A 26,727-nucleotide genomic window follows, 5' to 3' on the forward strand; every position below is an offset into this window, starting at 1 on the left:
CCGCCGAGGGTGATCCCACCCGGGCGGCGCGCTTCCGTCTGTCCGAGGTTCCCGCCACGACCAGCCGAGTGCCGTTGAAGCGTCAAAGGCCGGTTCCCGGCGTCGGCGAGGCGCCCGCCGGCGCTCAGATCGTCGCGTTGAGGCCGAGCCGAGCCCGCCAGCCGTCGTTCAGCGTGGTTTTGGGGGGCTGTTTTCCGTGGTGGGCGACGGCTGGCGGGCTCGGCCGTACGTCAGCGTGGTTTTGGGGGGCTGTTTTCCGTGGTGGGCGACGGCTGGCGGGCTTGGCCGTGTGTCGGCGTGGGTGGTGGGGCTGGTAGGAACTAGCTGTGCCGATCAAACGGGTGGTGGCGCCTCAGATCGACTTCTCGGGGCTGCGGCGGGAGCTTGGATTGCCGGAGGTGTTTCCGGAGGTGGTGCTGGCTGAGGCCGGCGCTGCTGCCCGGGACACGGGGATGCCGGAGACGGATCGGACCGCGATCGAGTTCGTGACGATCGATCCGGCCACGTCCCGGGATCTCGATCAGGCCATGCATCTGAGCCGGCGGGCCGGAGGTGGATATCGGGTTCACTATGCGATCGCCGATGTCGCCTCCTATGTGCGGCCGGGTGGGCCGCTCGAAGCGGAGAGCTGGGCTCGGGGGCAGACGGTTTATCTGCCGGATGGGCGGGTTCCGTTGCATCCGCCGGTGCTCAGCGAGGAGGCGGCCAGTCTGCTGCCCGGTGGGGATCGGGCCGCCGTCGTGTGGACGATCGATCTCGACGGGGACGGCGAGACTGTTGCCGTTCGTGTGGAGCGGGCCCGGGTTTGTAGCCGGGCGAAACTCGACTATGCCGGGGTGCAGGGGCAGATCGGTTCGGGGACCGCGCCGGAGATGCTGACGTTGCTGCCGGAGATCGGTGGGCTGCTCGCCCGGCGGGCCGCGGACCGGGGTGCGGTGAATCTTCCGCTGCCTTCGCAGGAGGTCGAGCGGGACAGCGACGGGTGGCGGCTGGTGCTGCGGGCGCCCCTGGCGATCGAGGAGCACAACGCCCAGATCTCGCTGCTCACCGGCATGGCGGCGGCGCGGATCATGCTGGACGGCGGGATCGGGCTGCTGCGGACCATGCCCAGGCCGAAATCGGAGGCCGTCGAGAAGCTGCGGGCCGCCGCCGGGCCGCTCGGCATCAGGTGGCCGGACGGGGCGCAGGTCGGCGCGGTCATCGCGGCCGTCGACCCGGCCGATCCGCGGGGCGCCGCGTTCCTCGGCCAGGCCGCTGAACTGCTGCGCGGCGCTGCCTACACGGCCTTCGGCGTGGCGGCTCCGGCGGACAGGCCGGCCGAGAGCGGCCAGGGCAGCGGCTCGGTGAAGGGCGGCGAGGCCGTCTCGGAGGGTTCGGCCGGGATGCTGGGCGTGCCGGCGGATGCCGGGCATGGTGGGGTCGGGGCGCCATATGCGCACGTCACGGCGCCGCTGAGGCGGCTTGCGGATCGATATGCGACGGAAGTCTGTCTTTCGATGTACGAGGGGCGCCAGGTTCCCGAGTGGGTGCTGGGTGCGCTGCCCCGGCTGCCGAAGACGATGTCGTCGACCGATCGGGTGGCCGGTGCGGCCGACCGTGGCGCCATCGACCTCGCCGAGGCGGTGCTGTTGCAGGGCCGGGTCGGGGAGGTGTTCGAGGCGGCGGTGCTGGACCGGGACGAGGCCAACGGGAAACGGCCGGCCGGCGGGACGATCGCGCTGGACGAGCCGGCCGTGCGGGCCAAATGTCTCGGGGACCTGCCGCTCGGCGAGCGGGTCCAGGTGCGCCTGACGGCAGCTGATCCGGTCAGCCGGACGGTCCGATTCGAACGCGCCTGAGCCCGTCGGTGGCGGACGGGCCGGATGGGCACGGCTGTCCGGGCGAGGGTCGTGGCCGCTCGTGACGGGCCTGGCCGGGCGGGACGGGGTCCGCTGCGGTTGTGGGCGGCGGACCCCGTACCGAATCAGAATGTGTGTTCTGCGGCGGGGAACTCGCCGTTTCGGACCTCGTCCGCGAATTGTCGCGTCGCCTCGGTGAGCGCGCCGGCGAGGTCGGCGTAACGCTTCACGAAGCGCGGCGCCTTGCCGGTGCGCAGCCCGGCCATGTCCTGCCAGACCAGCACCTGCGCGTCGGTGTCGGGGCCGGCGCCGATGCCGACGGTGGGGATCGGCAGTTCCTTGGTGATCTGCTTGGAGACGTCGCCCGGAACCATCTCCAGGACCACCGCGAAGGCGCCCGCGTCAGCGACCGCCCGGGCGTCCGAGATGACCTCGGCGCCCTCGTTCTCCCGGCCCTGGACCCGGTAGCCGCCGATGGCGTGCTCGCGCTGCGGGGTGAACCCGACGTGCCCCATCACCGGGATGCCGGCGCCGGTGATCGCCTCGATCTGCGGGGCCATCCGGCGGCCGCCCTCGAGCTTGACCGCGTGGCAGCCGCCCTCCTTCATGAACCGGACGGCGGTGCGCAGCGCCTGGGTGGGGCCCTCCTCGTAGCTGCCGAACGGCAGGTCGCCGACGATCAGCGCGGTCTTGGTGGCCCGCACCACCGCGCGGACCAGCGGCAACAACTCGTCGACGGTGACCGGGACGGTGGTCTCGTAGCCGTAGACGTTGTTGGCGGCCGAGTCGCCGACCAGGAGCACCGGCACGCCGGACTGGTCGAAGATCTGCGCGGTGTACATGTCGTAGGACGTCAGCATCGGCCAGCGGTCGCCCCGGACCTTGGCGTTGAGCAGGTCACGGGTGCGGACCCGGCGGGTCGGCGGGCCACCGTACAGGGTGGGGATCTCAGACATGGTGCTTCTCCTCCCTCGAGGCCGCGCGTGTGCGGTCCCCGGGTCCGCACATCGTCGCACCGTTATCCGGGGTTTTAAACACCCTCACGAAACAGGTTGGTAATAGGGAGACGACGATCACGGCCGAACGCCTTGCCGGAGATCTTGGTGCCGGGCGCCGACTGCCGCCGCTTGTACTCGGCCAGGTCGATCATGCGCAGTGTCCGGTCCACCAGGGCCGGATCGTTGCCGGCCGCGATCAGCTCGTCGCGGCCCAGGTCCTGGTCGACGTAGCCCTTGATGATCGGGTCGAGGATCTCGTAGTCGGGCAGCGAGTCCGAGTCCTTCTGGTCCGGGCGCAGCTCGGCGCTGGGCGCCTTGGTGATCGAGTTCTCCGGGATCGGGGGCGTGCCGGGCTGTGTGTTCCGCCACCGTGCGAGCTGCCACACCATGGTTTTCGGCACGTCCTTGAGCGGGTTGAACCCGCCGACCGAATCGCCGTAGAGCGTCGAGTAGCCGACCGCCAGCTCGCTCTTGTTGCCGGTGGTCAGGACCAGGTGCCCCTCCTGGTTGGAGAGCGCCATCAGGATCACGCCGCGGACCCGGGCCTGGAGGTTCTCCACGGCGAGGCCGGACAGCGACATGTTCGCCAGGAACGCGTCGACCATCGGCTGGATCGGCTCGGTGCGGTAGTCGAGGCCGGTGCGTTTGGCCAGGTCGGCGGCGTCGTCCCGGGAGTGGTCGGAGGAGAAGCCGCTGGGCAGCGAGACGCCGGTCACCCGGTCCGGGCCGAGCGCGTCGACGGCGATCGCGGCGACCACGGCCGAGTCGATGCCACCGGACAGGCCGAAGATCACCGAGCGGAACCGGTTCTTGTTCACGTAGTCGCGCAGGCCCAGGACCAGGGCGGACCAGATCTCGGCCGCGTCTTCGACCCGCTCGGCGATGCCGCCCTGCCTGGTGTCGGCCGGCGGGGTCAGGACGACGTCGGTCGCCACCCGGTCGATCTTGAGCGCAGGGGGCCCGGGCTCCGGTTCCTTACGATCAAGATCCAGGTCGTGTACGAGCAGCTCCTCGCTGAACTGCCCGGTGCGGGCCAGCAGTTCCCCGGTTTCCGAAACGATCATCGAATCGCCGTCGAAGACCAGCTCGTCCTGCCCGCCGACCATGTTGACGAACGCGACCGCCGCCCTCGCCTCGACGGCCCGCCGCTGCACGAGAGCGAGCCGCACGTCGTCCTTGTTCATCTCGTACGGCGACGCGTTGATGTTGACCACCAGCCCAACCCCGGCCTGCCGGGCGGCGGTGAACGGGCCACCGGCCTGCCAGATGTCCTCGCAGACGGTCAGCGCCACGTCGACCCCACCGAGCCGGGCCACGGTCAGCGTGTCGCCGGGCTCGAAATACCGGTCCTCGTCGAAGACGCCGTAGTTGGGCAGGTGGTGCTTGAAGTAGGTGGCCACGACCTCGCCCCGGTGCAGCAGGGCGGACGCGTCACGCCGGCCGCTGCCGGGGACGGCGTCGGAGCTGATCGCCGGTGGGCCGTCGGCGTCCACGTAACCGACCACGACGGCGAGCTCGCCCAGACCGTCGGCGGCCAGGTCGGCGGCGAGGGCCTGGAGCGCCGCACGGGACGCCTCGACGAACGAGTTACGGAAGACCAGGTCCTCGATGGGATAACCGGTCAGCATCATCTCCGGGAAGGCCACCAGGTGTGCTCCGGCGTCCGCCGCCTCCCGGGACCAGCGCCGGACCGACTCCGCGTTGCCGCGAATGTCACCGACTGTCGAGTTCACCTGAGCGAGAGCGATGCGCAACGTGGGCATGCCCCACATTCTTCCCCCTGTCGGGGCCTCCTGATCCCGACCCGGGCGGACGTCACAGGAGGAGGTCAGCGTACTCTCGGCTCGATAGGTAGACCTCCGAACGAGGGGTGGCAGTGGACCGACAGCAGGAGTTCGTGCTTCGCACGCTCGAGGAGCGCGACATCCGTTTTGTCCGGCTCTGGTTCACCGACGTGCTCGGCACGCTGAAGAGCGTGTCGGTCGCCCCGGCCGAGCTGGAGTCCGCCTTCGAGGAGGGCATCGGCATCGACGGCTCCGCGATCGAGGGCTTCGCCCGGGTCTACGAGTCGGACATGGTGGCCATGCCCGACCCCACCACGTTCCAGGTCTTCCCGTTCGAGGGCGGCGTCTCCGGCGAGAGCGCCCGGATGTTCTGCGACATCCTGCTGCCCGACGGCAGCGCCGCCTGGGCCGACCCGCGCCACGTGCTGCGGCGCGCCCTGGCCAAGGCCGCGGAGAAGGGCTTCACCTTCTACACCCACCCCGAGGTCGAGTTCTTCCTGATCCAGGACGGGGCCAACGACGGCTCGGTGCCGGTCCCGGTCGACACCGGCGGCTACTTCGACCACACCACCCACGCGGTGGCCCGCGACTTCCGCCGGCAGGCCGTGCTGGCCCTGGAGCGGATCGGCATCTCGGTCGAGTTCAGCCACCACGAGGTCGCGCCCGGCCAGCAGGAGATCGACCTGCGCTACGCGGACGCGCTCACCACGGCCGACAACATCATGACGTTCCGGCACGTGGTCAAGGAGGTGGCGCTCTCGCAGGGCGTCAAGGCCACCTTCATGCCGAAGCCGTACACCGACCAGCCCGGTTCGGGCATGCACACCCACCTGTCGCTGTTCGAGGGCGAGCGCAACGTCTTCTACGACAGCGAGGACCCGCAGAAGCTGTCGAAGACGGCACGGTCGTTCATCGCCGGTCTGCTCGTGCACGCCCGGGAGTACACGGCCGTCACCAACCAGTGGGTCAACTCGTACAAGCGGCTGTTCCCGCTTCAACTGCCGGACCGGATCACCGAGTCCCCGGCGTTCGTCAGCTGGGGCCACCTCAACCGGTCGGCGCTGGTCCGCGTCCCGGCGTTCGGCAAGCCCAACTCGGCGCGCGTCGAGGTCCGCTCGATCGACTCGGCGGCCAACCCGTACCTGGCCTTCGCGGTCATGCTCGGCGCCGGCCTGAAAGGCATCGAGGAGGGGTACGAGTTGCCCCCCGGCGCCGAGGACGACGTGTGGTCGCTCTCCCCGGCCGAGCGCAAGGCCGCCGGCTACGAGGCGCTCCCGGAGAACCTGTCCGAGGCGATCGACGTGATGTCCGGCTCCGAGCTGATCGCCGAGGTGCTCGGCGAGCACGTCTTCGACTTCTTCCTGCGTAACAAGCGCCAGGAGTGGGAGCAGTTCCGCCGCGAGGTGACGCCGTACGAGCGGCAGCGCTACCTCGGCGCCCTGTAAGTCAGGCGTACCAGAAAGGGCCTTCCCGGATCGGGAAGGCCCTTTCTGTATGAGGCGCCAGGCGGCGACGGTGTCCGAGCCGTCACCGCCTGGCTGGTGCGGTTGCCGGTCGCTGGGTGGGGGCGACCCTTACCGACAACCGACCGTTAAAGGCACCCGGCGGACCGCCCGTTCCCCAGATCCGGTCCGCCGGGTGCCGGCTTCATCTGCGCGGCCCCGGACTGGTGCTGGGGCTCGCGCTGGCGCTCGGCCGTGGTTTCGGCGACCACTGGCCGCCGCCCTGGTCGTCCGGGCGCTGTTCGTCGTCCTTGTCGTCGTAGCCACCCGGCTGATCGGGATAGGCCGGGTAGCTCGACTGGTTGGGGTAGTCCGGGCGGGGGCTGGACGTGCCGCCGAAGGTGCTGTTGCGGGGCCGGCTGCCACAGAACTGCTCGACCCGCTCGCGGTCCTTCTCCCCGGCTCGTTTCACCAGCTCGCCGAAGCGGCCGTCGTTGAGGGCCCGCGTCCGGGTGTCCCGGTCGTGGAGGGTGAACTCCTGGCAGAGCTCGGCCACCCGGTCCGGGTACATCGTGGGGGTGGCGGCGGGCTGCGGCATCGTGGACACGGCCTGTCTCGGCGTCTGCGGGCCCGCCTGGCTGGCCGGGGCGGACACGGTGAGCGAGTCCTCGCCGAGCGGTCCCGGCAGGGCACCCGTGTTGGCGGCCAGGGCCACACCCCCTATGGTCGCCGAGGTGCCGAGGGCGACCACCGCGACCTTGAGAGTGAGCAGCCGGGCCACCGCCGACCGCAGCATCGAGGAACGCCGGCGTGGGGCGGGCGCGTGCGCGGCGGCCCGGAACGCGGCCATCGCGTCGGCCTCACCGGCCAGCTCGTGTGCGGTCGCGGGCGCCGTGGCGGCGGCCAGCACCTGGTCGAGCGGGTGCCCGGAACGGTCGCCGCGCAACAGGCGGTCCGCGGTCCTCCGGTCCATCTCGCTCCACTCCTCGGGGCTGGTCATCTCATCTCCTTCAGCGCCGCGGCCGCCGAAGTTGTCACCGGGTTGGTCCAGGCGGATGTCCGGCGTTGTTCCGGTGGGCGCTGGGGCGCCGGCGGAGGGAGCCGGGCGGCGAGCTGTTTGAGCCCCCGGTAGGCGGCGGTACGGACCGCGCCGGCCCGCCGCCCGAGGATCTTGCCGGTGGTGGTGGCGTCCAGCCCGACCACCACCCGAAGCATCACCGCCTCCGCCTGTTCCGGCGGCAGCGTCGCGATCAGCGCCAGCGCGGCGTCGGTGGTGACCAGTTCCATGGCCCGGTCGGCGGTGTCGTCGGAGGCGCTCAGCTCGGTCAGAAACTCGACCGGGGCGCTCGCCTGTGGCCGGCGGCGCTGGGCGCGGAGCAGGTCCATGGCGCGGTGCCTGGCGATGGTGGCGGTCCAGCCCCGGAAGCCGTCCCAGTCGCCGGAGAAATTTCGCAGGTCGCGGGCGATCTGGAGCCAGGCCTCGGAGGCGGCGTCCTCGGCGTCCTCGGCGACCAGGACCCGCAGGTAGCGCAGCAGGGCCGGCTGCTGGGTGCGGTAGAGCAGGCGGAACGCCTCCTCGTCACCCCGCTGTGCCGCCTGCACGACCGCGTCGAGGCCCTCCGGTGCCACCATCCAACGACCTCCGCGCCTCACTTCGGCCCCGCACACCGCATGCGGGCTCCCCTGGTACAGCGCCGACTGATGAAAAAACGTCACCGTGGCGTCCGGCGTCCGATCGACTCGGTAGATCCGCTCCGATACGGTCTTGTGCGGACCACATCTGACTAGGGAGAAGTCGTGCTCGAAGATCTGCTTGAGGGTGCCGGGCGCAGCATAGTGTTCGGCGGCGTCGGCATCATGTTGATGGCTGTCGGCTTCGTTCTGATCGACGTGCTCACCCCGGGCAAGCTGCGCGATCTGATCTGGGTGGAGCGCAACCCGAACGCGGCGCTGCTGCTGGCGTCGAACCAGCTGGGCATCGCCGCCATCGTCTTCACCTCGATCTTCACCACATACGATTCGTTCGGCCAGGGGCTGGCCTCGACCGCGCTGTTCGGCGTGATCGGCATCGGCATCATGGGCCTGGCCTTCCTGGTGCTGGACTGGCTGACCCCGGGCAAGCTGGGCGAGGTCATCTGCACCCCGGACCGGCACCCGGGCGCCCTGGTCAGTGCCGCCTCCCACTTCGGGGCTGCGCTGATCGTCTGCGCCTGCATCGCCTGACCCACCTGTTCACTCGCCGCGGCCGAAGTCACCGATCGCGGCGGCCGGCCCGAGACGGCGGATGCGGGGCAGATCCTCGGCGATCGCCCCGCCCGCCAGAATCAGCGGGACCGCTGCGAGCTGGGCCACCGCGACCAGGTGCCCCAGCGGCACGGTCGCGAGCACCAGCGCGGCCGCTGCCAGCCGGTACCCGGCTCCGGGGATGCCGAGCAGCCGGACGAAGGCGGCGTGCCCGATCAGGTAGATCGCCACGCCGCCGGAGAGGGCGATCGCCGGCCCCCAGTGCAGCGGCTCGAAGGCATGCCCGACCGTCTTCTTGATACCGACCGCCGCGACCACGATGCCGAGCAGCATCGGCAGGTGCGCGTAGTACCAGGCGTTCAGCGCGAGCCGGGCGCGCCGGGCCGGATCGGACGTCCCGGCCAGCACGTGCTCGGCCCGCTTGTCGTCGCCGGCGAAGTAGTACCACCACAGGTAGTAGGCGATGGCCAGGGCGAGGACGGCGACCAGGATCGCCCCGCCGTCCAGGTGCACGTCGCGGAAGCCCAGGCCGATCGCGATGATCGACTCACCGATCGCGATGATCATGACGAGGCCGTGCCGTTCGACGAAGTGACCCGCGGTGATCGAGTGCATCTCGGCCGGGTTCAGATAACCGGCGACGATCTGCACCAGCGGCGCCGCCGCCCAGCACAGGTGACGCCACGGCTCGGGCAGGAGGCCACCGGCCACCACCAGCGCCGCGGCCAGCAGGTTGAGCGGGCCGAGAGTGCGCATCATCCGGCGGGCGGCCGGGCCGGCCTGGAGGAACAGCACCAGGTGCACGACGTTCACCACCACGTAGCTGGCGCCGAAGATCCAGCCGTACGCGCCGAACGCCTCCGGCACGGCCAGCGCCATCACCAGGAAGCCGGCCATCCCACCGAGCAGCAGCGTCCGCCGGGTCGTCGTGGTCGGGGCCACCGCGTTCGTCAGCCACGCGTATCCCGAGTACATCCACCAGATCACGAACAGGATCAGCGTCACGTCGAGCAGGCCGGCCAGGGACAGGTCATGGGTGAGCGCGTCGGCCAGCTGGGTGACGGTGAAGACGAATACCAGGTCGAAGAAGAGCTCCAGTGTGGAGACCCGGATCGCCGCGGACTGCTGCTGCGTCATGGCGCGCAGCTTAGGACAGCGCGCGTTCTGTCGTACCCCCGATTTAGGGTCGTGGGGTGAATCGAACCGATCGGCTGTATGCGCTCGTCGAGGAGTTGCGGGCGGTCGCCCCGCGGCCACGCAGCGCCCGCTGGCTGTCCGAGCGGTTCGAGGTGAGCGTGCGCACGGTCGAGCGGGACATCTCGGCGCTACAGCAGTCGGGCACCCCGATCTGGGCCGAGCCGGGCCGCACCGGCGGCTACTGCCTGGATCGCGCGCACACCCTGCCACCGGTCAACCTGACGCCGGAGGAGGCGGTCGCCATGGCGCTGGCCCTGCGCAGCATGGCCGGCACCCCGTTCCGGCAACCGGCCGCCACCGCGCTGCGCAAGGTGCTCGCCGCGATGCGCCCGGAGGATGTGGCCGCCGCCCACGACCTGGCCGGGCGGATCCAGCTGGCCGGTGACACGACCCCGATCAGCCTGCCGCGCCTGGCCGGCGGCCCGCTGCCGGTGGGCTGCGTGCTCCGGATCGGTTATGCCGACCGGTTCGGCGCGGTGACCCTGCGCGACATCGAGCCGCTCGGTTATGTCGGCGTCAACGAGCGGTGGTATCTGATCGCCTTCTGCCGGCTGCGCGACGGGGTGCGGGTCTTCCGGGCCGACCGGATCAGTTCGGTGACGCCGACCCGCGAGTCGGCGCCACCACGGTCGCTCAGCGAGGCCGGCGTGGACATCCCCCACCGGCTGCGCCCGCTGAGCCTGACCTGACCCGCTATTCAGCCGGCGGCTGGAACACCTGGAACTGGTTGCCCGACGGGTCGAGCAGGTGGGCGATCTCGATCCCGGCCGCCGACCGGCGCCGGACCAGCACCTTGCCGCCGGCCGCCTCGGCTGCCCGGCAGGTGGCGTCGGTGTCGGTGACCTGCACCGAGAAGACGGCGTGGTTCGGCCCCTGGCCACCGGTGTCGGCGAGACCGCCCTGGATGCCGTCCTCGGCCGGTGTGGTGATGATCCGGTACCCGGGCACGGCCCGGTCGAACGTCCACCCGAACAGGCCGCCGTAGAACTGCTCGGCCTCCTCCGGCTGGTCGGTGCCGATCTGGAACCAGGCGATTCCGTTCACTGCGGACATGATCTCTCTCCTTCGTTCGGAACTCCCTCACTCTGGAGCCCCGGCCCGACACCGTCCTGTCGGTGTTTCCCGGCTTTGGCAAGATCACCCGAATGGAAGACATCAGCCTCGAACCGGTCACCCCGGACAACTGGCGGGACTGCGCCGCGCTCACCGTCCACCCGGACCAGGAGCGATTCGTCGCGGAGGTCACCTACTACCTCTGCATGTGCCATTACGGCGACACCTGGAACCCGCTCGCCGTGGTCCGCGGCGGCATCGTGGTCGGGTTCGTGATCTGGGGCGTCGACGACGACGGCAGCCGGTGGATCGGCGGCCTCGTGGTGGACGCGAGACAGCAGCGGCGGGGCATCGGCCGCGAGACGGTCCGGCAGCTCCGTGAGCGGCTGATCGCCGAGCCGGGCACCCCGAACGTGGCGCTCAGCTACCAGCCGGCCAACACCGCGGCCCGCGACCTCTACCTCTCGATGGGCTTCGCCGAGACCGGCGAGACCGAGGACGACGAGGTCGTCGCGAGGTGGAGACCCTAGACCAGGCGGTGTACGTCGATCACGAGCTTGCCCGAGGTGGTCCGGCTCTCCAGATCGGCGTGCGCCCGCCCGACCGCCGACAGTGGGTACCGTCCACCGATCCGGGCGGACAGCAGGCCCCGGCCGGCCAGGTGGAACAGCCGTGCCGCGCTCGACCGGTAGAGCTCCTCGTCGTCCAGGACCCGCTGGAGCCGGAACCCGAGCACCCCGGTCGACGCGGTCATCAGATCGTCCACCGCGACCGTGTTCGGCATGTCGGCGGCCCCGCCGTACGCCACGATCCGCCCGAACGGCGCCAGCGCCCCGTGCAACTGCTCGAAGGTGCGCCCGCCGACACTGTCCAGCACCAGGGTCGGCGTCTCGTCGAGGGCCGCGCCCAGGTCCGGATGGTTCGAGTCGGCGCACGCGTGCGCGCCCAGCCCGGTGAGGAACGCGCGTTCCGCCGGTGACGAGGCCAGCCCGATCACCCGGGCCCCGGCCGCCCGGGCCAGCTGGACGGCCAGGTGACCGACCCCGCCGGCGGCCGCGGTGATCACCACGACGTCGTCGGCGCCGACCCGGCCCAGGGTGTGCAGGCTGTGCCACGCGGTCAGTCCCTGCTCCAGCACGGCGAGGGCCTGCTCGTCGCCCACGTCGCCGGGCAACTCGACCACATGGTGCGCCGGGGCGACCTGCGCGTAGCCACCGCCGGCCCGCAGCAGCGCGGCCACCCGCCGGCCGTCCGACCGGCGGCGGCCCACCACGTCGGCGCCGAGCACGGCGGGCAGGGGCGGCCTCTCGTACTCCCCGCGCCGCCGGTGGACGTCGGCGTGGTTCACCCCGGCCAGCGTCACGTCGACGACATCGCCCCCGGGTTCCGGCGCCTCGGTCAGCGCGAACACGCCGGGCCCGCCGAACGCGGTGATGACAGCGGCGAGCATGCCCCATTCATACCCGCTCGGATAGCCTCAACCTGTGGGCACCGCACTAGTCATCGAGAACGACCCCAGCGACGACCTCCGCCGGCTCGGGGACTGGCTGGCCGAGGGTGGGCTGGAGCTCACCGTGCTCCGGCCGCACGCCGGCGACGAGCTGCCGGACAACCTGGACGGCTATCTGGCGCTGATCGTGCTGGGCGGTGATCAGAACGCGTTCCCGGACACCACGGGTGTGCCGGGCGCGCCGTGGTTCCCGGCGCTGGAGGGGCTGCTGCGCAAGGCGGTCCGGTTCCGGGTGCCCACGCTCGGCGTCTGCCTGGGCGGGCAGCTGCTGGCCCGGGCGCACGGCGGCGCCGTGGAGCGCAGCACCGCCGGTCCGGAGATCGGCCCCGGCCTGGTCGCCAAGCGCGACGCCGCCGACAACGACCCGCTGTTCAAGTGGGTGCCGCTGCTGCCCGACGTGCTCCAGTGGCACCGTGACGAGATCACCGAGCTGCCGGCCAGCGCGGTGCTGCTGGCCGCCTCCACCCGCTATCCGAACCAGGCGTTCCGGATCGGCGACCGGGCCTGGGGCCTGCAGTTCCACATCGAGTGCGACGCCGCGATGATCGCCGACTGGGCACGGTCGGACAGCGACGGCCTGGCCGAGCTGGGCTACGACGAGGAGGCCGTGGTGGCGGCCACCGTCGCGGTGCTCGCCGACGTGGAGGAGGTGTGGCAGCCGTTCGCGGTCCGGTTCGCCGAGCTGGCCCACGGCAGGCTCGCCGGCGCCGACATCCCGGACGCCGGCGCCGGCCGGACGCTGCCACTGCTGGGGCAGTGATGACCAGGCCCACCCGCCTCGCCCGGTACGGTTTCGCCGACAACGGCGCCCGTGCCATCGACCTGCTCGGGCCGGGCGGGCTGCGGCTGTGGGACACCGAGGCGCAGGCCCCGGTCGACGAGCAGGCGGTCGTGCTGCTGGACGCGCTCTCCAAGGCGGCCGACCCCAACCTGGCGCTGCGCCAGCTGCACCGGGTGGCGGAGTCGGCCGAGCGCGCCGGCACGAAACCGGAGGACCTGCTCGGCACGCTGGCCACCGACCACGGGCTGCGGCGACGGCTGATCGCGGTGCTCGGGGCGTCGTCGGCGCTCGGCGATCATCTGGTGGCCAATCCGGGGCAGTGGCGGGCGCTGGCGACCGGGCCGAGCGGCATGCCCCCGGATGCCGACGGCGGGCTGGCCGATTTCGATCAGCTGACGGTGCCGGCACTGCGTACCGCGTACCGCATCTCGCTCTTGCGCATCGCCGCCGCCGACCTGACGGCGGGCCGCGGTCTGGAACCCACCATGGACGCCCTGTCCCGGCTGGCCGACGAGACCCTGGCCGCCGCCTACGCGATCGCCGTCGCCGGCCTGCCGGCGGCGACGCCGGAGCCGCGCCTCGCGGTCGTCGCGATGGGCAAGTGCGGCGGCAACGAGCTCAACTACGTCTCCGACGTCGACGTGATCTTCGTGGCCGCCGGTGACGAGGACCTGTCGGCCGGCACCACGATCGCCGCCCGGCTGATCGAGATCTGCGGGCAGGTGGCCTGGCCGGTGGACGCCGCGCTGCGTCCCGAGGGCAGCCGCGGCCCGCTGGTCCGCACCCTCGCCAGCCATCAGGCCTACTACCGCCGCTGGGCCCGCACCTGGGAGTTCCAGGCGCTGCTCAAGGCCCGGCCGGCCGCCGGCGACCTGGCGCTGGCGCAGGAGTGGATCGCCGATCTGGCGCCGCTGGTCTGGCATGCCGCCGAGCGGCCCGAGGCGGTCGCCGACGTCCGCGACATGCGCCGCAAGATCATCGACAATGTGCCGAAGAAGGAGCTGGACCGCGAGATAAAACGCGGTCCGGGCGGGCTGCGCGACATCGAGTTCGCGGTGCAGCTGCTCCAGCTCGTGCACGGCCGGGTGGACGAGACGCTGCGCTGCGGCGGGACGCTCCCGGCGCTGCGCGCCCTGGTCGCCGGCGGCTACGTCGGCCGCGAGGACGGCGAGACGCTGCTGCGTGGTTACCGTTTCCTGCGCGGCGTCGAGCACCGGCTCCAACTGCAACACCTCAGACGTACGCACACCGTGCCGGACGATCCAGCCGGGCTGCGCTGGCTCGCGGCCGCCCTCGGCTACACCGCCCTGCCCGGCCGGGACGCCGTCGAGTCGTTCCGCTCGGACTGGGTGGGTCACGCCGCCAACGTCCGCCGCCTGCACGTGAAGCTGCTCTACCGCCCGCTGCTGGAGGCGGTCGCCCGGGTGCCGGCCGAGGAACTGCGGATGACCCCGGAGTCGGCCCGCCGCCGCCTGGAGATCCTCGGTTTCGCCGATCCGGTGGGCGCTCTGCGCCATCTGGAGGCGCTGACCGGTGGCGTGACCCGGACCTCGGCGATCCAGCGGACCCTGCTGCCGATGCTGCTCCAGGACTTCGCGGATTCCCCGGAACCGGACCGTGGCCTGCTCAACTACCGCCAGGTGTCGGACAAACTGGGCAGCACGCCGTGGTACCTGCGTCTGCTGCGTGACGCCGGCCCGGTGGCCCGCCGGCTGGCCCGGGTGCTGAGCCTGTCCCGGTACGCCACCGATCTGCTCACCCGTGACCCGGAGGCACTGCGCCTGCTGGCCGAGGACGCCGAGTTGCAGCCCCGGCCCCGGGAGTCGCTGCTGGACGGGTTCGCCGCGGCCGGCGACCGGCACACCGACCCGGTCAAGGCGATCGCCGCGGTCCGGGCGCTGCGCCGCCGGGAGCTGTTCCGGCTGGCCTGCGCCGACATCCTGAGCCAGGGCGGCGACCTGGCCCCGGACCGCCCGCTCGGGGTGGACGCGATCGGGATGGCGCTGTCCGACGTGACCGACGCGACTCTGAACGCGGCGCTGCGGATCGCGCGGCGGGCCAAACCGGCGCCGGAGGGCCTGCGGTTCGCGGTGATCGGCATGGGCCGGCTCGGCAGCTACGAGATGAGCTACCCGTCCGACGCCGACGTGCTGTTCGTCTACGAGCCGCCGGGCGGGATCCCGGAGGGGGAGGCCAGCGCGGCCGCGCACGCGATCGCCGAGGAGATGCGCCGCCTGCTCAACGCGCCCGCCCCGGACCCGGCTCTCGGTGTCGACGCCGACCTGCGCCCGGAGGGCCGGCAGGGTCCGCTGGTGCGCAGCCTCCAGGCCTACCGGCAGTACTACGACCGCTGGTCGAAGGTGTGGGAGGCGCAGGCGCTGCTGCGGGCCCGGCTGGTCTGCGGCGACACCGAGCTGGGCCGGCGCTTCGAGGCGCTGGCCGACGGGGTCCGCTATCCGGTGGGTGGCCTCACCCGCGAGCAGGTGATCGAGATCCGGCGGATCAAGGCCCGGGTGGAGACCGAGCGGCTGCCCCGCGGGGCCGACCCGAACACGCACACCAAGCTGGGCCGGGGTGGCCTGGCCGACGTCGAGTGGGCGGTGCAGGTCACCCAGCTGCGCAACGCGCACGCGGTTCCGGAGCTGCGTAAGACCCGGACCTTGGAGGCGCTGGCCGCGGCGGCGGAGGGCGGGCAGATCACCGAGTCCGACGCGGCCGAGATGACCGCCGGGTGGACGCTCGCGGCGCAGGTGCGTAACGCCCTGACGCTGGTTCGCGGCCGGCCCACCGACCAGTTGCCCCGGCACGGGGTCGAGCTGGCGGGCGCGGTGCTCCTTCTGGGCGGCGGTGACCCGGGTGAGTTCGTGGACCGGTACCTGCGGTTGACCAGGCGTTCCCGGGCGGCGATGGAACGGGTGCTGGAGAGCTGATCGCGAACCGGCTGATCAGCACGGCCGGTTCGTGGCGTCGCCCCGCAGCATCCGGTAACCGGCGCCGTGGGCGGTGAGCAGGTAGACGGCCTCCCACCGGGTGCACGTCTCGGCCAGCCGTCCCGGTGGCCCGTGCCCGGCCTTCTGCACGCTGCGGAAGCTCACCTCGGCCCGGAGCCGCCCGGACGCCACCCCGGTCAGGCCGTGCAGCACGACGTCGGAGTCATGACTGGTCGACGTGCCGTCGGCGAAGGCCTTCAGCTGGCCCGGAACACCGGGATCGAGGTCGCCGGCCGGGTCGAGGACGGTCGCGACGGCCGCGTAGTCGCGCTCGTTTATGCCGCGGAAGTAGGTGTCGAGCATGACCGCCACCGCTGTCGCGCGTGGGTGACCGACCCCGGGATGCACCCTGACCAGGCTGGTGGGGATGCTCTCCAGGGCCGGCGGGGCGCTGCGCATGGTCGCCTGCTGGGTCCGGGGTTTCCCGGTCCCGATCAGGCGCGGGCCGCCGAGCACCGCGGCCGTCGCCAGGGAGCCGACGAGGATCAGGATCGGCAGGGCCGGCAGCAGCCGGCTGGGCGGGGGAGCGGGGTCGGCCGGTTCCGGGATCCAGGTCGACCGGATCCAGACCGCGGAGCAGACCCGGCACTCGTCCCGCACACCGTTGTTACTCGCACCGCAGTTGACACAGGTCCACATCCGGCTCGTCCTCCCGTCGTGCTCAACGACGGAGGCTGATGGATGGGGCGGTGATTCACCCGGTCGCGGCGGCTATCACCCGGGTGAGCGCCTCGTGCACACGGCGAAGCTCCTCGATCGGCATGCCGAGCCGCTCGACCACGGCCGGCGGGATCCTCTCGGCGTCGGCCCGTAGCGCCCGGCCCCGCTCGGTCAGCGTGATCGCCAGGCTGCGCTCGTCGGCCCGGTCTCGCTCGCGGCGCAGGTAGCCGATCGCCTCCAGGCGCTTGAGCAGGGGCGAGAGCGTGCCCGGGTCGAGTTGCAGCAGCTCGCTGAGGCGGCGCACGGACAGCGGGGAGTGCTGCCAGAGGGCGAGCATCACCAGGTACTGCGGGTGGGTCAGGCCCATCGGCTCGAGCAGGGGACGGTAGATCGCCACGACGCTGCGGGCGGCCACCGACATCGCGAAGCAGACCTGCTGCTCCAGCGCCAGGGGGTCGTGGACCGGGTCACTCATCGGTGGTCAGCCTACCAATAGTTGGTGTACAAATGATTGGCACACCAACGGTCTGTCGGGAGGCGTCGTGTCGAAATCAACGGGGTCGAGGTTCAAGGCCTGGTTCCACCGGACGTTCGACGACTGGTTCTTCCGCTCGATGATCGGCCCGGCCCAGACCGAGGGCGCGGTGCACGGCGCCTCCGAGTTCGCCCGCGAGCAGTGGAAGCGCGACCTGGCGAACCGGAAGCGATACACCCGTGAGCAGCGCGAGCGCAAGCGCGCCGGGCGGGCTGCGCCGCCACGGTAGTGTCGGCGGCGTGGAAAGTGCTGCATGAAGCGAAAAGCGATGGTCATCGGCCTGGCGTCGATCACGGTGGGACTCGTCGTTCTCGCGGTGTTCCGTAACTCGTACTTCGACTCCCGGGTCTATCACGGGGCGATCGTGTACTGGTTCCGGGACGGCGGCATGGTCTACGACTTCCTGCGCCCCGGTACGCCGTACGGCTTCACCTACCCGCCCTTCGCCGGCCTGGTGATGTCCCCGATGGCGGTGCTGCCGCTGCTGATGGTGATGATCCTGGCCACCGCCGGCACCGTGGTCACCACCGGCCTGCTGGTGTGGTGGCTGGCTGGGCCGGAGATCCAGCGCCGCGGCTGGCCGGTCAAGTTCGCCTTCGCGATCGCTTTCTGCCTGGCGCTGTCCTTCGAGCCGGTCCGCGAGACGATCAGTTTCGGCCAGGTCAACACGCTGCTGCTGGCCCTGGTGGCCGGCGACATGATCCTCGGGCTGGGCAAGGGGCGCAAATGGGCCGGCGTCGGCATCGGCCTGGCCACCGCGATCAAGCTGACCCCCGGTGTCTTCATCCTCTACCTGCTGGTGACCCGGCGCTGGCGGGCCCTGGGCACCGCGGTCGGCACGGCCACCGGGGTCACCCTGCTGGCCGGCGCGCTCTTCCCGGACGAGTCCCGCGAGTTCTGGACGTCGGCGCTGTGGGACACCAACCGGGTCGGTGTCCTCCACATCGTGTCCAACCAGTCCGAGCGCGGGTTCCTGGCCCGGCTGCCGATCGACATGATCGAGTCGAAGGTGTGGCTGGTGTGCGTGCTGGCGACTCTGGCGCTGTGGGCGTGGCGGGTGGCGCGGGCGCCTGACGACGTGCTCGGCGGGCTGGCGCTGACCGGCATCGTGGGCTGCCTGCTGAGCCCGGTCACCTGGATCCACCACTGGGTGTGGGTGATTCCGGCGCTGGTGCGGTGCCTGTTCCTGTTCGACTCCGACCGGGTGCGGTTCGCCCTCGGTGCGGCCGCCTACCTGCTGATGACCTCGCACCTCACCTGGCTGTGGGAGAAACCGCCGACCCCGCCGATGGAGTTGCTCGGCGCCAACGTTTATGTCTGGTTCGGCCTGGCTCTGCTGCTCTGGACACCTGTGGGCATCAGTCGTTCGTCTGATATCCACGCGAAGGTCAAGATCATCGCGTAGGCAGAGGTCATGTCTCTACGCCGTACCACCTCGGCGGTTGTCTCCGTCGTGGCCGTGGCCGCGGTGGCCGCCGTGCCCACCGCGGCGGCCGCGCACGGCCGCTCCGAAGAATTCCGCCGGCTCGCCACCTTTCCGGCCTACCTGAACTCGTCGATCGACGACACTGCGGCAGCCGAGATCTCGACCGTCACCGAGGACGGTCGCACGGTCGTCTACACCGACAGCCCCGGCAAGCGCCTCGGCTTCGTCGACATCAGCAACCCGTCCGCGCCGAAGCCGGCCGGCACCCTGGCCGTCGGCGGCGAGCCCACCTCGGTGGCCCACCTGGGCCGCCTGCTGCTCGCCGGCGTCAACACCCGGACCAGCTTCACCTCGCCGTCCGGCAAGCTCGTCGTGATCGATGCCAAGTCCCGCGTGGTGCAGCGGGAGATCGACCTCGGCGGCCAGCCCGACTCGGTCGCCGTCGCGCCGAGCGGCCGCTACATTGCCGTCGCCATCGAGAACGAGCGTGACGAGGACGTCAACGACGGCGCGATCCCGCAGGCCCCGGCCGGCTGGCTGGCCGTGATCGACACTCGCACATGGACAAGCTCGCGTGTTGATTTGTCCGATTTGTCCAAGTTGGCCCCGACCGACCCGGAGCCCGAGTACGTCAGCATCAACTCCCATGACGAGGCCGTGGTCTCACTCCAGGAGAACAACCACCTCGTCGTGGTCGACCTGCGCACCGGCAAGATCATTCGCAGCATCGACGCCGGCACGGTCACCGTCACCGGCGTCGACACCCTCGATGACGACAAGATCGAACTGACCGGGACGATCACCGCCAAGCGTGAGCCGGACGGTGTCGCCTGGATCAACGACGACCTGTTCGCCACCGCCAACGAGGGCGACTACGAGGGCGGTTCGCGCGGCTGGTCGATCTTCAGCAAGAAGACCGGCAAGGTCGTCTGGGACGCCGGCAACAGCCTGGAACACATCGCCGCCGCCCACGGCCAGTACCCGGACAAGCGCTCCGACGCCAAGGGCATCGAGGCGGAGAACGTCGCGTTCGCGGTCCTCAACCGGACCCCGTACGTCTTCGTCAACTCCGAGCGCGGCAACTTCACCGCCGTCTACGACGTGTCGAACCCGGCCAAGCCGAAGTTCCGGCAGCTCCTGCCGACCACGAACGGCCCCGAGGGCGTCGTCGCGGTCCCGTCGCGCAACCTGGTCGTCGTCTCCTCCGAGGAGGAGGACGCCTCGATCGGCATCCGCGGCACCGTCCAGGTCTACGGCTTCGGCACGCCGCGCAACGAGCAGGTCGTGTCGAAGAACGACATTCCGTGGGGCGCGCTCTCCGCGCTCTCGGCGGTTCCCGGCCGCCGAGACCGGCTCGCCAGCGTCACCGACGCCGTCTACACGCCGACCCGCATCCTCGGTCTCACCACCGGCGGCGTCATCGACAGCGAGCTGACCGTCACCAAGGACGGAGAGCCGGTGGGCTACGACGCCGAAGGACTCGTCGTGCGCAAGGCAGGCGGTTACTGGCTGGCCGTCGAGGGCACCAATACTTTGGTACGCCTGGACGCGCGCGCTCGCGTACAGGAGGAGATCCCCCTGCCCGCCGACGTGGCGGCTGCGGTCACCAGCAACGGCCTGGAGGGCATCGCCGAGGTCGGCGGATCGGTGTGGGTGGCCGTCCAGCGCCCGATCAAGGGCGACCCGGCTGACACCGCCCGGATCGGCCGCTACGACACGGTCACCAAGACCTGGTCGTGGCTGCTCTACCCGCTCGACACCGCGCCCACCGGCTGGGTCGGCCTGTCCGAGCTGGTCGCCGTCGATCACAACACGTTCGCCGTGATCGAGCGCGACAACCAGCGAGGCACCCTCGCCGCGATCAAGCGGATCTACACGTTCGATGTGCCCAAGTCCTGGACCGGCACCCCGACCGTGACGAAGAAGCTGGTCAAGGACCTGCTGCCGCTGCTCAAGGCGGACGGCGGCTGGGTGCAGGACAAGGTCGAGGGCCTCGCCGTCGCCGGAGACGGCCGCACCTACGCCGTCACCGACAACGACGGGCTCGACGACAGCACCGGCGAGACGGTCTTCCTGGACCTGGGCCGGCTGCTCTGACGTGACCTGACATGGCGCTGATCGTCGTATCAGCGCCATGTCAGCTCCGCCGGGCACGGTGTCCGGCATGGACACCACCTATGCGATCCGCGCCGAAGGGCTGGTGAAACGCTTCGGCGACACCACCGCCCTGGACGGCGTCGACCTGGCCGTGCGCCCGGGCACGGTCCTCGGTCTGCTGGGGCCGAACGGGGCCGGGAAGACCACTGCGGTACGGGTGCTGGCCACCCTGATCCGCCCGGACGCCGGGCACGCCGAGGTCGGCGGCTTCGACGTGGTCAGGCAGCCGCACGAGGTCCGTGAGCTGATCGGGCTGACCGGCCAGTACGCCTCGGTCGACGAGACCCTGAACGGCGCCGAGAACCTCCTGATGATCGGCCGGCTGCTCGGCCTGTCCCGCCGGGCCGCCCGCGCCCGAGCCGCTGAGCTGCTGGAACGCTTCGAACTCACGGACGCCGCGAAGCGGGCCGCCGGAAAGTACTCCGGTGGCATGCGCCGCCGCCTCGACCTGGCCGCCAGCCTGGTCGGCGACCCGCGGATCCTCTATCTGGACGAGCCCACCACCGGCCTGGACCCGCGCAGCCGCAACGAGGTGTGGGACATCGTCCGTGGCCTGGTCACCGGCGGCACCACGGTGCTGCTGACCACGCAGTACCTGGACGAGGCCGACCAGCTGGCCGGCGAGATCGTGGTGATCGACCACGGCCGGGTCATCGCCACCGGCACCCCGGCCCAGCTCAAGGCCCGGACCGGCGCGCAGACCGTGACCGTCCGCCCGGCCTTCGCCGACGAGCTGCACCGGGTCCGTGACGCGGTCGGCCGGGTCGCCACCGGGCCCGTCGACGTAGCAGGCGAGGTCGTCACCGCCCCGGTCAGCGACCCCGGCGCGCTCGCCAAACTGGTCCGTGACCTGGACGAGCACGGCCTGTCAGTGGCCGAGCTGGCCCTGCGCAGCCCCAGCCTCGACGAGGTCTTCCTCAGCCTGACCGGAGGGCACTCGTGACGACCATGGCTTTGCGCAACACCGCCACCCTCGCCTGGCGGACCCTGGTGCAGATCAAGCACAACCCGTTCGAGCTGTTCGACTTCAGCGTCCAGCCGATCATGTTCCTGCTGCTCTTCACGTACGTGTTCGGCGGCGCCATCGCCGACACGCCGGGGGAGTACCTCACCTACGCACTGCCCGGCATCATCGTGCAGAACCTGCTCTTCGCCACCCTGAACACCGGCGTCGGCCTGAACACCGACATCAGCAAAGGCGTCTTCGACCGGCTCCGGTCACTGCCGATCGCCAGGTTCTCCCCGCTGGCCGGCCGGATCGTCGCCGACGTGATCAAGCAGGCGTGGGCGGTCACGCTGCTGCTCGTACTCGGCATGGTCCTGGGTTTCCGGATCGAGACCGGCCCGGTGCAGGTGCTCGCCGTGTTCGGCCTGCTGCTCGGGTTCGCCTTCGCCGCATCCTGGATGTCGGTGCTGGTGGCGATGCTGGTCAGCGAACCGGAGAAGGTGCAGATCTTCGGGTTCGTGCTGCTCTTCCCGATCACCTTCGCGAGCGGCGCGTTCGTCGACCCGGACACCATGCCGGACTGGCTGCGCACGTTCGCCGACGTCAACCCGACCACCATCCTGGCCGACGCCACCCGCGGGCTGCTCAGTGGCGGCCCGGTCGCCGGACCGGTCACCCGGTCACTGCTGTGGGCGGCCGGATTCCTGGTGGTCTTCGCCCCGCTGTCGGTCCGTGCCTTCCGCCGGCGGATCTGACTCCAGACCACTCGCGGTCAGAGCGGTCGCCATGGTCACCCCGTCGCCCCGGCGGTAGGCCGCGTCGAAACCCGCGTCGCCCAGGGCGGCGCGGGTTTCCCGGAAAGTCCGCTCCGCCTGCTCGACCGTCCGGTCCCGGGATCCGCGCACCGAGTCCGCGGCGCCCAGCAGATACGCGGCCCGCTCCGGATCGCCCTCCCGCAGCGCCAGGTCCGCGATCCCGGCCAGCACCTGGGCGATCACCGGTGAGTCGCTCATCTCCACCGCGATCCGGATCGCCTCCCGATGATCCGCCCGGGCCAGCGCCAGATTGCCGGCGGCGCCCTCGATCAGCGCGCCCGTGCTGTGCGCCATGGCCCGGAACTGTGGCGCGAACGTCGACCTGTCGATCAGCCGGATCGCCGTCTCGTTGTGCTCCCGGGCCGCCTCCAGATCGTTCTCGGCCAGGGCGATCACCGCATGACAGTGGTGCACCGACGCCATCACCTCGGGAATGCCGACCTCGCGGGCGAACTCCCGGGCCCGCTTCAACAGCCGGCGCGCCTCCTCCGGCTCGCCGCTCAGCCACACCTGATGGGCCGTCTTCACGGCGAGCTGCGGCAGATCCTCCCGCATGCCCACCTCCTCCAGCAGTGCCATCGCCTCCCGCTGCCAGGCCAGCGCCTGTGTGAAGTCACCACGCGCCGCGGTCAGATCGGCCAGCGAACTCAGCGTGAAACCGATACCCCAGCGCTCCCCGATCGACCGGAACCCGTCCAGGGCCGCCCGCAGATCGGCCTCGGCCACCTCCGCGGGCTCGCCCATGTTGAGACGGACCTGGCCGACCAGCATCCGCGAGATCGCCCGCAGCCACGGATCCGGATCGTCGATCAACTGTTCCGCCCCGCCGTACCGGGCCTCCGGCGACTGCGAATAGATCGCCGCCAGCGGGCTGAGCAGGCGCAACGCCGGATGCCGGTGCTGCACCCCGGCCGCCAGCCGATCGGCCGTCTGAAAGAGGGCCTTCACCTCGTCGAACTCCATCGGGCCCTCGACACCGTTGAGCGCGGCGAACACGTACGCCAGCGCCAGATCGCCCTGGTCGGCCGGGCCCGGCAAGGCGATCACCTCGGCGCACAGCCGGGCGCCCTCGGTGCGATGCCCGTTCAGCCACCAGTACCAGCCCAGATTCGCCACCAGCGTCGTCGCGTTCAGCCGGTCACCGGCGGCGACCGCGTCCCGGACCGCCGCGTGCGAATTGTCATGCTCGGCACTGAGCCGGCGCAGCCAGGACAGCTGATCGGCGCGGCGCAGATGCGGCTCGGCCTCCCGGGCCAGATCGATCAGATGCGCGATGAGGGTACGCCGTACCGCCTCCGTCTCACCCGCCTCGGCCAGCCGCTCCAGCCCGTACTCACGGATCGTCTCCAGCATCCGGTACCGCCCGTCCGGGCCCAGGACCAGCAGCGACTTGTCGACCAGGGCGGCCGGCGGATCCAGGTCCGGGCCGCAGATCCGCTCCACCGCGGTCACGTCCGCCCCACCGGGGAGCATCGCCAGCCGCTGCCACACCCGCCGCTCGTCGGCGGACAACAGATCCCAGCTCCAGTCGACGACCGCGCGTAACGTGCGGTGCCGGGGCAGCGCGGTACGGCTGCCACCGGTCAGCAGCCGGAACCGGTCGGCGAGCCGGTCGGCCAGCACCGCCGCCGGCAGGGTACGCAGCCGGGCCGCAGCCAGCTCGATCGCCAGCGGCATGCCGTCCAGAGCGCGGCAGATCCGTACCACAGAATCGGTGTTCTCGCTGGTCAGCGTGAAACCGGAGGTCCTCTCCAGGAGCAGCTGCACGGCCGGGGACGAGGCCGCCGTCGCCAGATCCGCGCCGGCCGGCGGCAGGGCCAGCGGCTCCACCGGGAACAGCCGCTCACCGGCGATCCCCAGCGGCTCCCGGCTCGTCGCCAGCAACCGCAGCCGCGGCGCCGCCCGCAACAGCACGTCGGCCACCTCGGCGGCGGCCTCGATCAGGTGCTCGCAGTTGTCCAGAACGAGCAGCATCTCCCGGCCGGCCAGCGCCTCCCGCAACCGGGCCAGCGGCGGGGCCGGCTCCGCCCGGCGCAGCGCCGGACCACTCAGGCGCAGCGTGGACAGGATCGTCTGCGGTAGTTCGGCCGGGTCCCGTACCGGAGCAAGCTCCACCCGCCACACCGCACCCGGAACCGAACCGCCGACCTCGACCGACAGCCGCGTCTTGCCGCTGCCACCCGGACCGGTCAGGGTGACCAGCCGGTGCCCGCCGAGCAGGGCGCGCACCGCGCGCACGTCGTCGGCGCGGCCGACGAAGCTGCTCACCTCGGCCGGCAGATTGCCCTCCGCGGCATCCGGTTCCCGCAGCAGCTCCAGATGCAGACCGGCCAGCTCGGCCGACGGATCCACCCCCAGCTGCTCGCCGAGCCGCCGCCGGGCCTGCTCGAACACCTCCAGCGCCCGGCCTCGGTTCCCGGCCTCCCGCAACGCCCGGATCAGCAGCGCGGCCAGCGGCTCGTCCAGCGGATACGCCGCCACCAGCGCCTCCAGCTCGGGCACCACGTCACGGCGGCCCATCTCCGCGGCCAGCCGCCGCCGCAGCGCCGCCAGCCGCAGCCCCTCCAACCGGACCGCCTCCGGCCGCGCCACCTCCGGGAACTCCAGGTCGCCGCGCCACAGACCGAGCATCCCCGCCGGATCCCGGGCGAACCTGTGCGCGTCGACCGTCTCCGGGTCGGCGACCAGGCGATATCCGGCCGGGGTGGCCGCCACGGCCAGGCCCGGCACGGCCCGCCGCAACCTGGAGACCAGCGCTTGCAGCGCGTTCGCCGCAGCCGCGGGCGGCGAGTCACCCCAGACGCCGTCGATCAACCGGTCCGCGGTCACCTCACGGTTCGCGTCCAGGGCGAGCAGGACCACGAGGGTACGCAGCCGCGCTCCCGCCACCGGCAGAAGCGCCCCGTCCCCGTCCCGGACCTCGACCGGCCCGAGCACTGCGATCTCCACCCGGTCGATTCTGCCGTCCACACGCACTCCGAGTCTCCTTCGGCCGCCCCGGTCTCCTGGCCTCTTGGCCTCACTCGGTCGTCCCGGTCTCCTTCGGTCGTCCCGGTCTGCTTCGGTCGGCCGCTTTGCTTTGGTCGTCCGGGTCTGCTTCGGTCGGCCGCTTTGCTTTGGTCGTCCGGGTCTGCTTCGGTCGGCCGCTTTGCTTTGGTCGTCCGGGTCTTCTTCGGTCGGCCGCTTTCCGTCGGTCGTCCGGCTCTGCTTCGGCCGGCCTGGCAGACTTGTCCCGTGGAGTTCGAGGTGATGCCCGGGACGCCCGGCCTCTCCCTCTCTCAGGTCGCGCACGTGCTGGTGCCGGGCCACGGACGGAACCATGACGCGTCCGGTCTCACCCCCGGCGGCGCCGACCGCTGTTGCACCGCCCTGGCCGTCCACTCCGCACTGTCGCCGGGTGGCGTCGTCGTCTGCTCGGGTTACAAGTCACCTGCCGACCGCAAGGGCGAGACCGTCCAGACCGGCGGCGAGACGTTCCAGGGAGTGCCCGAGGCCGACCTGATGCGCGTCTGGCTCCTGGCGGCCGGCGCTGACCCGGCGGTGCTCCGCGTCGAACGGCACTCCGTCGACACCGTCACCAACCTGCTTCGGGCCGAGCACGAGGGCCACTTCGGCGACGACCGTCCGGTTGCGATCGTCGCCCAGCGTGGACACCTGCGGCGGATCCTGTCGGTCGTCGCCCCACGCACGCTGCGTCGCCCCTACCTGGGCGTCGTCGTCCCCGGCGGCGCACCCCGCGAGAACCCGCTGGCCGTGCCGGTGAGCCGGCTGATCCTCGCCGGCCTGCCCGCCGACCCGGCCACCGCGATCACCGCGGCCACCAGGCGCGCCGAACGTCTCTGGCAGCTCGCCGGTCTGCTCGGCCGGCGCTCCTACCACTGATCAGCTGCCCGGCGTCGAACCACCGCTGAATTTGGCCGGGTTGTCGGGCAGGTCGTCGGTCGGCGGGAGGGGCGGCGCCTGACGCGTCCGCAGGGCCACGACGAGCGCACCCACCGCGATGACACCGATCAGGGTCACGAAGAGAAAGAGCTCCATACGTCTCAGTGTGCGCGCCCGGAACAATCACCGGCACCGCCGCCCACGACCCACTTCTCGATCTTGTGGAGTTCGGCGGGACAGGAGTCTTCTGCGCAGCCACCTCACCTTGAAAAGGACAGCCCTCAGACGGATGACGCCTCCTCGGCCGCAACGCCTGTTCGGCCGCAACGCTTGCTCCGGCAACGCCTCGCCGCTCGCGGATCTTGCACGACTTTCCGGCTCTCCGGTCGTATGTGTGGGTGGTTTGAGGGGTTTAGACAGGCGCACGCCGTTGCAGGCCTTAGGTTCCGGTTTGTCGAGACAGGATCCG

At 71.4% G+C, this 26,727-nt stretch carries 24 protein-coding genes; 13 read left to right on the forward strand and 11 right to left on the reverse strand.

What is annotated here, in order from left to right; translation table 11 throughout:
• The first annotated feature begins 326 nt into the window (after positions 1–326).
• A complete protein-coding gene (locus AB0E94_RS39595) occupies positions 327–1,838 on the forward strand; it encodes an RNB domain-containing ribonuclease (RefSeq protein ID WP_360337169.1) in 1,512 nt (503 codons plus the stop codon).
• 125 nt (positions 1,839–1,963) lie between these two features.
• On the opposite strand, the gene panB is transcribed toward AB0E94_RS39595, so the two are convergent.
• Complete coding sequence (gene panB, locus AB0E94_RS39600) at positions 1,964–2,794, reverse strand: 3-methyl-2-oxobutanoate hydroxymethyltransferase (protein WP_360337171.1); 831 nt, start codon at positions 2,792–2,794, stop codon at positions 1,964–1,966.
• 74 nt (positions 2,795–2,868) lie between these two features.
• The gene (locus AB0E94_RS39605; RefSeq protein ID WP_360337173.1) at positions 2,869–4,599 is read right to left on the reverse strand and encodes an NAD+ synthase; all 1,731 of its coding nucleotides are present in this window, start codon (positions 4,597–4,599) and stop codon (positions 2,869–2,871) included.
• Positions 4,600–4,712: 113 nt separating this feature from the next.
• Between AB0E94_RS39605 and glnA the strand changes: the two genes are divergently transcribed.
• Positions 4,713–6,065 carry a type I glutamate--ammonia ligase gene (gene glnA / locus AB0E94_RS39610; RefSeq protein ID WP_360337175.1) on the forward strand — a complete coding sequence of 451 codons (1,353 nt, stop codon included), beginning with the start codon at positions 4,713–4,715 and terminating at the stop codon, positions 6,063–6,065.
• 202 nt (positions 6,066–6,267) lie between these two features.
• On the opposite strand, the gene AB0E94_RS39615 is transcribed toward glnA, so the two are convergent.
• Complete coding sequence (locus AB0E94_RS39615; RefSeq protein WP_360337177.1) at positions 6,268–7,062, reverse strand: hypothetical protein; 795 nt, start codon at positions 7,060–7,062, stop codon at positions 6,268–6,270.
• Positions 7,059–7,694: an RNA polymerase sigma factor gene (locus tag AB0E94_RS39620; protein WP_360337179.1), complete on the reverse strand. Its 636-nt coding sequence runs from the start codon at positions 7,692–7,694 to the stop codon at positions 7,059–7,061. Before AB0E94_RS39620 ends, AB0E94_RS39615 begins: the two co-directional genes overlap by 4 nt.
• A 165-nt stretch (positions 7,695–7,859) precedes the next feature.
• Between AB0E94_RS39620 and AB0E94_RS39625 the strand changes: the two genes are divergently transcribed.
• Entirely contained in the window at positions 7,860–8,285 is a 426-nt protein-coding gene (locus AB0E94_RS39625) for a DUF350 domain-containing protein (RefSeq protein ID WP_360337181.1), read from the forward strand.
• 9 nt (positions 8,286–8,294) lie between these two features.
• Here the strand turns inward: AB0E94_RS39625 and AB0E94_RS39630 are convergent, their stop codons facing one another.
• Complete coding sequence (locus AB0E94_RS39630; protein WP_360337183.1) at positions 8,295–9,443, reverse strand: low temperature requirement protein A; 1,149 nt, start codon at positions 9,441–9,443, stop codon at positions 8,295–8,297.
• Between the two features lie 56 nt (positions 9,444–9,499).
• Between AB0E94_RS39630 and AB0E94_RS39635 the strand changes: the two genes are divergently transcribed.
• A complete protein-coding gene (locus AB0E94_RS39635) occupies positions 9,500–10,192 on the forward strand; it encodes a WYL domain-containing protein (RefSeq protein ID WP_360337185.1) in 693 nt (230 codons plus the stop codon).
• 4 nt (positions 10,193–10,196) lie between these two features.
• Here AB0E94_RS39635 and AB0E94_RS39640 read toward each other — a convergent pair whose 3' ends face one another.
• A complete protein-coding gene (locus AB0E94_RS39640; protein ID WP_360337187.1) occupies positions 10,197–10,556 on the reverse strand; it encodes a VOC family protein in 360 nt (119 codons plus the stop codon).
• Between the two features lie 92 nt (positions 10,557–10,648).
• On the opposite strand from AB0E94_RS39640, the gene AB0E94_RS39645 reads away from it, so the two are divergent.
• Positions 10,649–11,086: a GNAT family N-acetyltransferase gene (locus AB0E94_RS39645; protein WP_360337189.1), complete on the forward strand. Its 438-nt coding sequence runs from the start codon at positions 10,649–10,651 to the stop codon at positions 11,084–11,086.
• Here the strand turns inward: AB0E94_RS39645 and AB0E94_RS39650 are convergent.
• A complete protein-coding gene (locus tag AB0E94_RS39650) occupies positions 11,083–12,006 on the reverse strand; it encodes a zinc-binding dehydrogenase (RefSeq protein ID WP_360337191.1) in 924 nt (307 codons plus the stop codon). The two genes, AB0E94_RS39645 and AB0E94_RS39650, sit on opposite strands and share 4 nt — an antisense overlap.
• Before the next feature lie 34 nt (positions 12,007–12,040).
• Here AB0E94_RS39650 and AB0E94_RS39655 point away from each other — a divergent pair, with 34 nt between their 5' ends.
• A complete protein-coding gene (locus tag AB0E94_RS39655) occupies positions 12,041–12,826 on the forward strand; it encodes a type 1 glutamine amidotransferase (RefSeq protein ID WP_360337193.1) in 786 nt (261 codons plus the stop codon).
• Positions 12,826–15,777, forward strand: a complete 2,952-nt coding sequence (locus tag AB0E94_RS39660; RefSeq protein ID WP_360337195.1) for a bifunctional [glutamine synthetase] adenylyltransferase/[glutamine synthetase]-adenylyl-L-tyrosine phosphorylase — start codon at positions 12,826–12,828, stop codon at positions 15,775–15,777. Before AB0E94_RS39655 ends, AB0E94_RS39660 begins: the two co-directional genes overlap by 1 nt.
• A 15-nt stretch (positions 15,778–15,792) precedes the next feature.
• Here the strand turns inward: AB0E94_RS39660 and AB0E94_RS39665 are convergent, their stop codons facing one another.
• On the reverse strand, positions 15,793–16,476 hold the full coding sequence (locus tag AB0E94_RS39665) for a hypothetical protein (protein ID WP_360337197.1): 684 nt from the start codon (positions 16,474–16,476) through the stop codon (positions 15,793–15,795).
• A 55-nt stretch (positions 16,477–16,531) separates the two neighbouring features.
• Positions 16,532–16,972, reverse strand: coding sequence for a MarR family transcriptional regulator (locus AB0E94_RS39670; RefSeq protein ID WP_360337199.1), 441 nt, complete (start codon positions 16,970–16,972; stop codon positions 16,532–16,534).
• A 67-nt stretch (positions 16,973–17,039) separates the two neighbouring features.
• On the opposite strand from AB0E94_RS39670, the gene AB0E94_RS39675 reads away from it, so the two are divergent.
• The 5 genes from AB0E94_RS39675 to AB0E94_RS39695 are packed head-to-tail and all read left to right on the forward strand — an operon-like array spanning position 17,040 to position 22,316.
• Positions 17,040–17,261: a hypothetical protein gene (locus tag AB0E94_RS39675; protein WP_360337201.1), complete on the forward strand. Its 222-nt coding sequence runs from the start codon at positions 17,040–17,042 to the stop codon at positions 17,259–17,261.
• A gap of 24 nt (positions 17,262–17,285) precedes the next feature.
• Entirely contained in the window at positions 17,286–18,437 is a 1,152-nt protein-coding gene (locus tag AB0E94_RS39680; protein WP_360337203.1) for a glycosyltransferase 87 family protein, read from the forward strand.
• A 9-nt stretch (positions 18,438–18,446) separates the two neighbouring features.
• The gene (locus tag AB0E94_RS39685; RefSeq protein ID WP_360337205.1) at positions 18,447–20,555 is read left to right on the forward strand and encodes an esterase-like activity of phytase family protein; all 2,109 of its coding nucleotides are present in this window, start codon (positions 18,447–18,449) and stop codon (positions 20,553–20,555) included.
• 37 nt (positions 20,556–20,592) lie between these two features.
• On the forward strand, positions 20,593–21,558 hold the full coding sequence (locus AB0E94_RS39690) for an ATP-binding cassette domain-containing protein (RefSeq protein ID WP_360337207.1): 966 nt from the start codon (positions 20,593–20,595) through the stop codon (positions 21,556–21,558).
• Between the two features lie 5 nt (positions 21,559–21,563).
• The gene (locus tag AB0E94_RS39695; protein ID WP_360337221.1) at positions 21,564–22,316 is read left to right on the forward strand and encodes an ABC transporter permease; all 753 of its coding nucleotides are present in this window, start codon (positions 21,564–21,566) and stop codon (positions 22,314–22,316) included.
• Here the strand turns inward: AB0E94_RS39695 and AB0E94_RS39700 are convergent.
• Positions 22,242–25,325 carry a BTAD domain-containing putative transcriptional regulator gene (locus AB0E94_RS39700; RefSeq protein WP_360337209.1) on the reverse strand — a complete coding sequence of 1,028 codons (3,084 nt, stop codon included), beginning with the start codon at positions 25,323–25,325 and terminating at the stop codon, positions 22,242–22,244. The two genes, AB0E94_RS39695 and AB0E94_RS39700, sit on opposite strands and share 75 nt — an antisense overlap.
• 285 nt (positions 25,326–25,610) lie before the next feature.
• Between AB0E94_RS39700 and AB0E94_RS39705 the strand changes: the two genes are divergently transcribed.
• Positions 25,611–26,258 carry an ElyC/SanA/YdcF family protein gene (locus AB0E94_RS39705; protein WP_360337211.1) on the forward strand — a complete coding sequence of 216 codons (648 nt, stop codon included), beginning with the start codon at positions 25,611–25,613 and terminating at the stop codon, positions 26,256–26,258.
• Here AB0E94_RS39705 and AB0E94_RS39710 read toward each other — a convergent pair whose 3' ends face one another.
• Positions 26,259–26,414, reverse strand: coding sequence for a hypothetical protein (locus AB0E94_RS39710; protein WP_360337213.1), 156 nt, complete (start codon positions 26,412–26,414; stop codon positions 26,259–26,261).
• Positions 26,415–26,727 lie beyond the last annotated feature (313 nt).

The organism is Actinoplanes sp. NPDC026670 (assembly GCF_040638175.1).
Taxonomy (GTDB): Bacteria; Actinomycetota; Actinomycetes; order Mycobacteriales; family Micromonosporaceae; genus Actinoplanes.